Source organism: Streptomyces sp. ATLC9 (genome assembly GCF_057196705.1).
The window spans coordinates 1-10,595 of the sequence record NZ_JBXUOY010000192.1 but is presented as its reverse complement, the minus strand read 5'-3'; the positions used below and the strand labels follow the sequence as shown (position 1 = coordinate 10,595).

Genomic DNA, 10,595 nt, shown 5'->3' with positions numbered 1-10,595 from the left:
GCGCCGGTGACCGCGGACTTCGCGGCGGTTCCCGCGGAGCCCGGACCCGGCCGTACGCGCTGCCCGGTCACGGCCGCCTCAGGCCGCCGTGACCGGCGCCTCCTCGCCGCGGCCGGCACGGTCGGTGCGTGCGAACAGGGAGCCCAGCGCCCACGTGCCGGGGCCGAGCGCGGCGACGAGGAGGAAGGCCCAGCAGAACATCACCGCCGCCTCCCCACCGTTCTGTATCGGGAAGAGCGCCTCGGCCTGGTGCTTGAAGAAGTACGCGTAGGCCATCGAGCCGGAGCACAGCAGCGCCGTGACGCGGGTGCCGACCCCCAGCATCACCAGACCGCCGCCGACGAGCTGGATGACGGCGGCCCACCAGAGGGGCCACTGGCCGGCCCCGGGCACCTGGCCGCTGTGGGGTCCGCCGAGCACGTTGAACAGGGTCGCCGCGCCGTGGCAGGCGAACAGCAGCCCCACCACGATCCGGTAGAGCCCGAGCACATGGTCCCTGTGCCTGTCCAGCAGTTCCATGAGATGTCCTCTCTCGGCCGTTCCGCCGCCGCTCACCACGTCCTCGCGGGTGCTGCGGCGGCCATGTCGTAAGCGAGCTGGGGTATGAACCACCCGGCGGGGCCGGCGCAGCCGTCCGGCTCGACGACGACGGCGGCGGCCGGCCGGCCCTCCGGCCGGCTCGTCGATCCACTGCCGGTACGCCGAGTGGCTGGGGGCTCCGCCTCCGCCGGCGCCGCCGCGGTCAGGGTTGGGCATGTCGTGGACCACCAGAATCGGGATCCCGCCCGCGTCCTCGGCGGCCGTGACGGGCGAGTCCACCTCGGCGCGGACCGTACCGGTTGGTCGTGGTGAACCACCGGCCCCGCGGGACGGCGGCGGTCCGGTGATGGGCCACGGGCGCGCGCCAGTCCCCCGGGCCGGCCGCCACCCGGTGTGCTGTCCGAGTGCCGGGGTCGACGTAACAGGGCGAGACCGCCTCGGGGGACGCCCGCGCGGTCTCCCCCGGTGAGGGCAGCGCCGCGCCGGCCGGGGGAAGGGTCTTGCGGAGCATACGTACTCCTCGGTGGGGGGACACGGACCACCGCTCGCCGGCGGCCCGTCGCGACTCCGGACGTCCCGGCCCGCCTCCGCACGGCCGGGACGGAGTGCGTCCGTGTCACGCGGAGGCCCGGAACTCGCCCGGATGTGGGGGCCGGGAGAGTCCGGTCACCGGATCGGCGGTGCGGCGCCACGGTGGACGCCGACCGTCGGCAGCCGACCGCCGATCCGGAGCGTGTGATCTGAAGCACTCCATGGGAGCGCTCCCAAGAAGAGTAGCGACGATGGATTCCGCGTCAAGGGAAACTGCACGGCAGCCGAACGGTCACACCCGTTCCGACAGAAGGAGACGCGTTCGAACAGGTCTTTAACGCGGCCGCGCAGGGGACATCACCGCGCCCCGGGCCGCGCCCGTCTTCGACGGGGCCCTCGCGGGAGCGGCCCCGGACCCGGACTCCGGGGCGCCGGCCCCCCTTCCGCCGCCGCACGGCTTCCCGGTCCCCCACGTGTCGGGACAAGCGCGCCGGGGCAGTCTGACCGGTGTCCCTGACCGCCGTCGGCCGTCGCGGGCGGGCGACCGATGATGCGAACACGAAAACGGAGTGGTTCGTGGAAGCGATCGACCCGGCCTACGGAACGACGACACTGCTGCTGATGGCCGCGGGCGCCGTGGCCCTGCTGCTGTTCCTGATCATGAAGGTGGGACTGCACGCCTTCGTGTCGCTGGTCCTGGTGAGCGTGCTGACCGCGATCACGGTCGGTTTCCCGCTGGCCGACATCCCCGACGTCCTGATGTTCGGCTTCGCCGACACCATCGGCTCGGTGGCCCTCCTGGTCGCCCTGGGTCTGTGGACGGTGGTCTGACCCCGGCGGCGGACAGGTCGTCGTAGACCAGCAGCCCGTCCTCCCGCAGCCGCGCCCCCGGCGTCGGCCGGTGCGGCACGAGCCGGCCGTCGTGCATCAGGCGCAGGGCGTCCGCCCCGGCGGTCAGGACGGCGGCGTCGGCGATCAGCCGACGGTGGCAGCGCCACCACACCGCCTCGGAGCACATGACCGCCGTCGCGGTTCGTGCGGCGTCCCCGAGCACTCCGTCCAGCGCCTTCTCCCAGCGGTAACCGATGCCGTGTCCGGGCAGCCACCGTGCGAGCCCGGCACGGGCGAGGTCCGGGTCGCGGCGGCTTCCCGGGGCGGTGCGGACGTCCACCGCCGGGGTGATGCCCGCCTCCGCCAGCAGGCCGGCCGGCCTCTCCCGGCCGACCGTGCCGTGTCCCACGGTGTACAGGACAAGGGCCGGTTCCGGGCCCTCTGCCATGGTGCCCTCCTCCCGTCGTCCGCCGTTCCCGGCCGCCCTCCCCCGCCGCCTTCCGTCTTCCGGGGGCACGCGGAGGGCACCGGGTTCCCGTCCGGTTCACAGGGTGACCGTCCGTCCTCGCGGTATGCGCCCCGCCGGGCCGGTGAGCGGACGGCCGTCGTCATGCGCGCGGGCTCCGGTCGGGGTTGAATGGCCGAAAGTAGCGTCGCACTCTCATGGAGCGAGGCAGCCGAGTGAGCCCGATCACAGATCCCCACGACACCGGTGCCGGTCCCGCGCGGGGCGGCGCGGTGGTGCTCGTGCTGGACGGGGACGGGACCGTGCTGGAGTGCACGGCCGGCGTGCTGGACCTGGTCGGCCGGACGGCCGACCAGGTCCGCGGACAACCGATGGCGGAGTTCGCCACCACTCCCGGTCCCTGGGGCGGAGCCGCCGACCACTCCGGTTCCGAGCCCCTGGAGCTCCGTACGGCCCTGCGCCACCGGGACGGCACGCCGGTCGAGGTCGACGCCGAGGTGCTGCCGCTGCCCGCCGGCGGCGAGGCGCGCTTCCTGATCTGCGCCGTTCCGTCCGCCCTCGGGCAGCGGTGGATGGAGGACCAGTCGCTCATCCGTGCGCTGTTCGACCAGAGCCGCATCGGTCTGGTGGTCCACGACACCGAACTGCGCACGACCCGTGCGAACCTCGGTCCGGAGTTCTTCGGCGTCCCCCTGGCCGCGGATACCCGGCGGCACACGCCCGGCCGGGATCTGCGGGCGATCCTCGTGCCGGAGGACGCCGGCGCGATCGAGGAGCAGTGGCGGCGGGTCCTGCGGACCGGGGAGGCGGTCGTCGACTGGGAGCACTCGGCACGGCGTCTGAGCGCTCCGGACCAGGAGCGGATCCTGTCCTCCTCGGCCTTCCGGCTCGAGGACAGCCACGGCCGCGCCATCGGGGTCGCCGCGGTCTTCACCGACGTCACCGAGCAGCACACCGCGCGACGGCGGCTGGCCCTCCTGCACGCCGCCGCCGCACGGCTGGGACAGACCCTGGACATCACCCGCAACTCCGAGGAACTGGCCCGCATCCTGGTGCCCGACTTCGCGGACCTGGCCTGTGTGGACCTGGTGGAGAAGGTGATCCAGGGGGACGACCCCGGGGCCTTCTCCACCGGGACGCCGCTGCGCCGGATCGCGGTGGCCCCGGCCGGCGGCGCCTGGCCCGCCGAGATGTACCAGCGCGGGGACCCCGTCTACGCCAGAGATCTGGAGATCGACGCCCTCCGCGACGGCCGGGCCGTACTCGTGCCCGACCTGGCCGACCTGGGGAAGCGGCTGGCTCCCGACCCGGAGCGACAGCGACTGTTGTTCCCGGAGGCGGCCGCCTCGGCGCTGATCGTCCCGCTGCGCGCCCGGGGGCGGGTGCTGGGCGTGCTGAGCCTGTGGCGCGGCCGGGACCGGCTCCCCTTCGGCGTGAACGACGTCCCCCTGTCGGAGGAGATCGCCTCCCGGGCCGCGCTCAGCGTGGAGAACTCCCGCCGCTACTCCTCCGAACTGCGCACCGTGGAAACCCTGCAGCGCAGCCTGCTGCCCCCGGCCGGAGTGGAGTTCACCGCGGCCGAGACCGCCGGCACCTACGTACCGGCCGGCACCGCCGCGGGGATCGGCGGGAGCTGGTACGACGTCATCCCCCTGTCCTCCACGCGGGTCGCGTTCGTCATCGGCGACGTGGCCGGACACGGGCTGGGCGCGACGGCCACCATGGGCCGGCTGCGCACCGCCGTGCAGACCCTCGCCGACCTCGATCTCCCCCCCGAAGAACTCCTCACCCACCTCGACGACCTGGCCACCCGTCTGGCCTACACCGAGCCGCAGCCGAACGGCAGCGCGGGCGGGGTCGTGGGCGCGAGCTGTATGTACTGCGTCTACGACCCGGTCACCGGGCGCTGCGCGATGGCCAGCGCGGGCCATCCACCGCCGATCCTGACCAGCGCCGAGGGGCGCACCCGCGATGTGGACCTCAAGCCCGGCCCCGCTCTGGGAGTGGGTGGCATGCCCTTCGAGCCCGTCGAGCTCCACCTGGGCCCGGGCAGCGTACTGGCCTTCTACACCAAACAGTTGGTGGCCCATGACGAGGTGTCCTCCGAGGGCCTGACGCGGCGGCTGCGCGAGAGCCTGCACGCCGCGGTGAAGGCCGGCGGGTCCCCCGCCGACATCGGACGCGCCGCCGTCGACCGCGTCCTGACCGAGCCCGCGGCCGACGACATCGCCCTTCTCGTCGCCCGGGTGCGGGCACTGCCCGACGGCGCCACCGTGGCCTGGCGGTTCACCGCCGACCCCGCCGTCGTCGGCCAGGCCCGGGAGCTGGTCACCGCCCAGCTGAGCACCTGGGGCCTGGAGGAGATGGCCTTCACCACCGAGCTGATCGTCAGCGAGCTGGTCACCAACGCCATCCGTTACGCCGGCTCTCCCATCGGGCTGCGGCTGATCAAGGACAAGACCCTGATCTGCGAGGTGTCCGACCCCAGCCAGACCCAGCCCCATCTGCGCCGCGCCCGGCTGACCGACGAGGGCGGCCGCGGTCTGTTCCTCATCGCCCAGCTCGCCCACCGCTGGGGCAGCCGCTACACCCCCTCGGGCAAGACCATCTGGACCGAGCAGACGCCGGAGGGCGTCCCCGAGATCCCCCTGGACCTGTTCTGAGCCTGGCGTTCGCGCTCCTGACGCTGCCTCACAAAGTCCCTTTCCGCCGGTTCTCCGGAAGCGGTCGCGTCGGACATTCCCGCAAGATCCGCGGCCGGATACCACCGTCGCAGGTGTCGGCCGCCCGTGACCGGCTACCCGAACAGGGAGAGCCGTCCCAGCAGTCCTCGACAGCGCGCCTTCCGCCGGCGCCGACGTACGGGAGACACGCCCGTGACCCACACACCGCCGAACAGCACCGTGCCCGGCACATCCCGCCCCGTGCGTACCGCCGGCGCGCGGCGGGCCGAACGCGACCTGTGGGGGCTGCTGCTGGTGGCGTGCGCGGTGCCGCTCACCGGATCGGTGCTCGACTTCGCCCGGTTGTCCGGCGCACCGGTGGAGGGATGGTCCGGCGGGGTGCTCCGGTGGGGGCGGCTGGTGTGCTCGCTGGCCGCGGGCTGCGTGCTGGGCGGGCTGCTCGCAGGGCGGCGCGCCCCGCGGCGGCGCGGCGGCGCACTGGCCGTGACGGCCGTCGCCGGTGCCGCCCGCATCGCCGAGCTCGTGCGGACCGGTGAGGTCCAGGGGGTGGTGGGCAGCGTCGCCACCACCGTCCTGCTGGCCTGGCTCTGCGGTGAGCTGGCGGCCCGGCACGGGGCCGGGTGGCGCGGACTGGGAGTCGGTCCGTCCGGTGCCCGGCCCGCGGCCGAACGGCTGACGGCCGCGATGGTCTTCGGGGCGGTCTTCGTCCTCGCCTACACCACCGTCACCTGGATGGCGGGCCTCCAGACGGGGCTGCCGACGGCCGCGCCCTGGCTGCCCGTCCTGGACCGCGCCCAGAGCGCGGCGCTGGGCTGGAGCGGCCCCGCGGACATGGTGGCCAACGTCCTGTTCACCGGCGTCGCCGAGGAGATGGTGCTGGTGGGGGCCGTCGTCGTACTGGGCCGGGCGGCGGGCCGCCCGCTGTGGGCGATCTGCGCGATCAGTCTGGCGCTGCGCGTGACGGCGCATCTGTACCTGGGCGTGCCAGGCGTCGCCCTGCTGCTGCTCGGCTCGTGCGCCCTCCTGCTCTATCTGCGCTGTCGCAGGCTCACCCCGCTGGTCGCCGGGCACATCGCCTACGATCTGACGGCCTCCTCCGTCCCCTCCCCCGAGGTGCTGGGCACCTGGGTCCTCGCCGTCCTGCTGGGCACCGGCGCGGCGTTCGCGGCATGGCTGCTGTGGTTCTCGCCGGACGGCTCCCACGGGCGCCAGGCGCCCGGCAGGGGGGCCGGAGCGCGTACGGCCGTCTCCCCCGGTCCCGGCCGCCGTACCGCTGCCGCGCCGGAGGCCGGACACCCGGACGGCGCCGTCGCCGCCGACGCCCCGCGCCCGTAGGAATCCGCAGGAACCTGCGGAAAGCAAGACACAAGGAGCAGCGAAGGTATTCGCCTCACACGCCCACCGAAGGGTCAAAAGCCGGTGGAGCCGGGCGGCGGTGTTATCCACGTCGGGGCGGCCTGTCGGATGAGACCGCCCGCGGAGAGGACGGGAACCGGGGCCGCGGACGCGTGCCGGACAGGCGGCGCGGCCGGGGCACCGGTCGGAGCTGGCGGGTCGAGAGGACACGGGCATGACAGTGCGGACGGACGAGCCGGGGCAGACGCAGGAGAAGAAGAGGAGAACCGTGGGGGCGGTGGTGGTCGACTGGCTGACCACCACCGACCACAAGAAGATCGGCACCCTCTACCTCGTCAGCTCCTTCGGCTTCTTCACGATCGCCGGCGTACTGGCCCTGCTGATCCGGGCCGAGCTGGCCCGTCCCGGCACACAGATCCTCTCCAACTACCAGTACAACCAGTCGTTCACCATGCACGGCGCGGTCATGCTGCTGTTGTTCGCCACCCCGCTGTTCGCCGGCTTCGCGAACTGGATCATGCCGTTGCAGATCGGCGCGCCCGACGTGGCGTTCCCGCGGCTGAACATGCTCGCCTACTGGCTCTACCTCTTCGGCGGGCTGATCGCCCTCTCCGCCTATCTCACGCCCGACGGCGCGGCCGACTTCGGCTGGACGGCGTACACGCCCCTGTCGGACGACATCCGCACACCCCAGGTCGGCGGCGATCTGTGGATCATGGGCTTCGGGCTGGGCGGTTTCGGCACGATCCTGGGCGCGGTCAACTTCATCACCACGATCATCTGCATGCGCGCCCCCGGCATGACGATGTTCCGGATGCCGATCTTCACCTGGAACGTGCTGCTGACCAGCGTGCTGGTCCTGCTCGCCTTCCCGGTGCTGGCCGCCGCGCTGTTCGCCCTGGAGTCGGACCGGGTCTTCCAGTCGCACATCTTCGACCCGTCCAACGGCGGCGCGCTGCTGTGGCAGCACCTGTTCTGGTTCTTCGGCCACCCCGAGGTCTACATCATCGCGCTGCCGTTCTTCGGCATCATCACGGAGGTCATCCCGGTCTTCAGCCGCAAGCCGATCTTCGGCTACATCGGCCTGATCGGCGCCACCATCGCCATCACCGGCCTGTCGGTCACCGTGTGGGCGCACCACATGTTCGCCACCGGCGCGGTGCTGCTGCCGTTCTTCGCCTTCATGTCGTTCCTGATCGCGGTGCCCACCGGCGTGAAGTTCTTCAACTGGATCGGGACGATGTGGAAGGGCTCGCTCAGCTTCGAGACGCCGATGCTGTGGGCACTCGGCTTCCTGGTCACCTTCCTCTTCGGCGGGCTCACCGGCGTCATCCTGGCCTCCCCGCCGCTGGACTGGCACGTCACCGACAGCTACTTCGTGGTGGCGCACTTCCACTACGTGGTCTTCGGCACGGTCGTCTTCGCGATGTTCGCCGGCTTCCACTTCTGGTGGCCGAAGTTCACCGGGAAGATGCTCGACGAGCGGCTCGGCAAGATCACCTTCTGGGTGCTGTTCATCGGCTTCCACACCACCTTCCTGGTCCAGCACTGGCTGGGCGCCGAGGGCATGCCGCGCCGGTACGCCGACTACCTGGCGGCCGACGGGTTCACCGCGCTGAACACCGTCTCCACCATCGGTTCGTTCCTGCTGGGCCTGTCGATCCTGGTGTTCTGGTACAACGTCTGGAAGACGGCGAAGTACGCGCCGAAGGTCACCGTGGACGACCCGTGGGGCTACGGCCGCTCGCTGGAGTGGGCGACCTCCTGCCCGCCGCCGCGGCACAACTTCGTCACCCTGCCGAAGGTCCGCTCCGAGTCCCCCGCGTTCGACCTGCGCCATCCGGACGTCGCGGCCATCGACCAGGCCGAGAACGTCGGGCGCAGGGACATCGCCGATGCCTCGACGGAGCGGCGCGGCGACATGGGGTGACCGCGGAGTCCAACGCAAAAGATCCGCGAACGGTGTAATCCAGGCATCTCCGGGAACGCGGTCCCCACGTCGGCGCACGCCGCCGACCAGCGCTTCGACCCTTCGGGAGGACGACATGGTCACGCACGGGAAGAACAAGACCGGCGCTGCCCGGGACGACGAGCTCAAGCAGGAGATGGAGGGCGAACTCCGCGCGGGCCGGTCCCTGCGCATGGAGGAGAACCACGAGCTCCAGCCCTCGGGCGAGGACCAGCCCGACGTGGACCGCGCGCCGAACACCGTGCTCACCGGCGGCACGCCCCCGGGGATGGACCAGAACGACGTCGAACTGCGCAGTGAGCTGGCCCGGCACCTGGGCCTGGGCCTCTACCCGGCCGACCGCGACGCCGTGCTCGACACGCTGCGCGAGAACAACGCCCCCGACCGGCTGCTGAGCCTGGCCGAGAGGCTGCCGGCGGGGCAGGAGTTCCGGAACGTCCAGGACATCGCCCGGGCGCTCGGCCTGGGTGTCGAGGACACCGGTCACCGCACCTGACGGCGACGGTCCGGGCGTGCCTCCCGCCGAGAACGGGCGGACACCGCGTCCACCCGGACGCCGCACCCGCCCCGAGCCCTCAGGCTCGGGGCGGGTGCGGCGTCTCCCGGGGCGGAGGACGGCGAAGGGGGCCGGGGAACCGGCGACAGGCAGAGACGGAGGAGAAGGACGGACATGAGCGACCAGGAGCAGCAGGACCCCACCCGGCGGTACCCGCAGCCGGAGTTCCCCCAGCAGGACCAGCCGCATCCGGGCCTGACCGGCCGGATGGAGCCGGAGCCCGACCACGGTGAGTCGTCCTACCGGGGCAGCGACCGCCTGACGGACCGGAAGGCGATCGTCACCGGCGGCGATTCGGGCATCGGGCGCGCCGTGGCCCTCGCCTTCGCCCGGGAGGGCGCGGACGTGCTGTTCACCTACCTCGCCGAGGAGGAGAAGGATGCCCGGGAGACGGCACGGCTGGTCAAGGAGAGCGGCCGGAAGGCCGTGCCCCTGCTGTGCGACATCCGCGAGGAGTCCGAGTGCCGCAGGCTGGTGGACCGGGCGGTGGCGGAGTTCGGGCGCATCGACGTCCTGGTGAACAACGCGGCCTTCCAGATGGCACAGCCCGAGAGCATCGAGGGCATCGACACGGAGCAGTTCGACCGGACGATGCGCACCAACCTCTACGGCATGTTCTGGCTCTCCAAGCTCTCCCTGCCCCACATCCCCGCGGGTGGCAGCATCATCAACACCACCTCGGTGCAGGGGTACAAGCCCAGCCCCCATCTGCTCGACTACGCCATGACCAAGGGGGCCATCGTCACCTTCACCCAGGGGCTCGCCCAGCACCTGGCCGAGCGCGGCATCCGGGTCAACGCCGTCGCGCCGGGGCCGGTGTGGACCCCACTGATCCCCTCGACGCTGCCCGACACCTCGGAGTTCGGCAGGCAATCCCCGCTGGGCCGGCCCGCCCAGCCCGCCGAGATGGCCCCCGCCTACGTCTTCCTGGCGTCCCGGGAGGCGAGTTACATCACCGCCGAGGTCGTCAACGCCACCGGCGGCACCCCTCTGCCCTGACGCCCCGTCGGCAGGATCCGCGGAACCGGCGGATCGTCAGCCGGCGCACCCGCATGGACGCATCTCCTCCGGGTAGGCGTCAGGCAACGACACAAAGCGTCACATACCAGTCATCACAGCGAGAGAAGGGATGCTGGATGTCTCACGTCGAGGAGTCGATCGAGGTCCGCGTACCGGTGCGCACCGCGTACAACCAGTGGACCCAGTTCGAGAGCTTCCCCGAGTTCATGGAGGGCGTCGAGCGGGTCGAGCAGAAGGACGACACACTGACCCACTGGGTGACGAAGGTCGCCGGCGCAGAGCGGGAGTTCGACGCCCGCATCACCGAGCAGGTCCCGGACGAGCGGGTGGCGTGGACGACGGTCGACGGCGAGGCCAGGCAGGCAGGTGTGGTCACCTTCCACCGGCTGGACGACAGCACCACCAAGGTGATGCTCCAGATGGACCACGACCCCGAGGGTGCGACGGACACCGTCGGCGACAAGCTCGGTGTGGTCCGCCGCCGCGCCGAGGGGGACCTGAAGCGGTTCAAGGAGTTCATCGAGAAGCACGGCGCGGAGACGGGCGCCTGGCGCGGCCGGGTCTGATCCGGTCCCCCGTTCGCGAGGGGGCTCCTCACCCTCTGTCATGTGGCCGCGGCCCGCGAACGCCCGAGGGCGTTCG

At 72.2% G+C, this 10,595-nt stretch carries 9 protein-coding genes; 7 read left to right on the top strand and 2 right to left on the bottom strand.

The features are described from left to right. Nucleotides 1–78 precede the first annotated feature (78 nt). Nucleotides 79–519: a DoxX family protein gene (locus tag AC2CJA_RS18860; protein ID WP_484603879.1), complete on the bottom strand. Its 441-nt coding sequence runs from the start codon at nucleotides 517–519 to the stop codon at nucleotides 79–81. A 1,128-nt stretch (nucleotides 520–1,647) separates the two neighbouring features. Here AC2CJA_RS18860 and AC2CJA_RS18855 point away from each other — a divergent pair. Further along, on the top strand, nucleotides 1,648–1,902 hold the full coding sequence (locus AC2CJA_RS18855; protein ID WP_484603878.1) for a GntT/GntP/DsdX family permease: 255 nt from the start codon (nucleotides 1,648–1,650) through the stop codon (nucleotides 1,900–1,902). Here AC2CJA_RS18855 and AC2CJA_RS18850 read toward each other — a convergent pair. Beyond that, entirely contained in the window at nucleotides 1,790–2,350 is a 561-nt protein-coding gene (locus AC2CJA_RS18850) for a DUF488 domain-containing protein (RefSeq protein ID WP_484603877.1), read from the bottom strand. The two genes, AC2CJA_RS18855 and AC2CJA_RS18850, sit on opposite strands and share 113 nt — an antisense overlap. A gap of 233 nt (nucleotides 2,351–2,583) precedes the next feature. Here AC2CJA_RS18850 and AC2CJA_RS18845 point away from each other — a divergent pair, with 233 nt between their 5' ends. The 6 genes from AC2CJA_RS18845 (at nucleotide 2,584) to AC2CJA_RS18820 (ending at nucleotide 10,519) form a co-directional block, all read left to right on the top strand. After that, nucleotides 2,584–5,031: a SpoIIE family protein phosphatase gene (locus AC2CJA_RS18845; RefSeq protein WP_484603876.1), complete on the top strand. Its 2,448-nt coding sequence runs from the start codon at nucleotides 2,584–2,586 to the stop codon at nucleotides 5,029–5,031. A gap of 213 nt (nucleotides 5,032–5,244) precedes the next feature. Then, the gene (locus AC2CJA_RS18840) at nucleotides 5,245–6,387 is read left to right on the top strand and encodes a CPBP family glutamic-type intramembrane protease (RefSeq protein ID WP_484603875.1); all 1,143 of its coding nucleotides are present in this window, start codon (nucleotides 5,245–5,247) and stop codon (nucleotides 6,385–6,387) included. Nucleotides 6,388–6,622: 235 nt separating this feature from the next. Further along, complete coding sequence (gene ctaD / locus AC2CJA_RS18835) at nucleotides 6,623–8,338, top strand: aa3-type cytochrome oxidase subunit I (RefSeq protein WP_484603874.1); 1,716 nt, start codon at nucleotides 6,623–6,625, stop codon at nucleotides 8,336–8,338. Nucleotides 8,339–8,453: 115 nt separating this feature from the next. Further along, nucleotides 8,454–8,873 (top strand): DUF2795 domain-containing protein, encoded by a 420-nt coding sequence (locus AC2CJA_RS18830; protein WP_484603873.1) that lies wholly within the window; start codon nucleotides 8,454–8,456, stop codon nucleotides 8,871–8,873. A 174-nt stretch (nucleotides 8,874–9,047) separates the two neighbouring features. Next, complete coding sequence (locus tag AC2CJA_RS18825) at nucleotides 9,048–9,932, top strand: SDR family oxidoreductase (protein ID WP_484603872.1); 885 nt, start codon at nucleotides 9,048–9,050, stop codon at nucleotides 9,930–9,932. 137 nt (nucleotides 9,933–10,069) lie between these two features. After that, entirely contained in the window at nucleotides 10,070–10,519 is a 450-nt protein-coding gene (locus tag AC2CJA_RS18820) for an SRPBCC family protein (RefSeq protein WP_484603871.1), read from the top strand. Nucleotides 10,520–10,595 lie beyond the last annotated feature (76 nt).

Coding starts and splice junctions, on each gene's coding strand:
- AC2CJA_RS18825 (WP_484603872.1), top strand. CDS start 9,048: ATGAGCGACCAGGAGCAGCAGGACCCCACCCGGCGGTACCCGCAGCCG.
- ctaD (WP_484603874.1), top strand. CDS start 6,623: ATGACAGTGCGGACGGACGAGCCGGGGCAGACGCAGGAGAAGAAGAGG.
- AC2CJA_RS18860 (WP_484603879.1), bottom strand. CDS start 519: ATGGAACTGCTGGACAGGCACAGGGACCATGTGCTCGGGCTCTACCGG.
- AC2CJA_RS18820 (WP_484603871.1), top strand. CDS start 10,070: ATGTCTCACGTCGAGGAGTCGATCGAGGTCCGCGTACCGGTGCGCACC.
- AC2CJA_RS18850 (WP_484603877.1), bottom strand. CDS start 2,350: ATGGCAGAGGGCCCGGAACCGGCCCTTGTCCTGTACACCGTGGGACAC.
- AC2CJA_RS18830 (WP_484603873.1), top strand. CDS start 8,454: ATGGTCACGCACGGGAAGAACAAGACCGGCGCTGCCCGGGACGACGAG.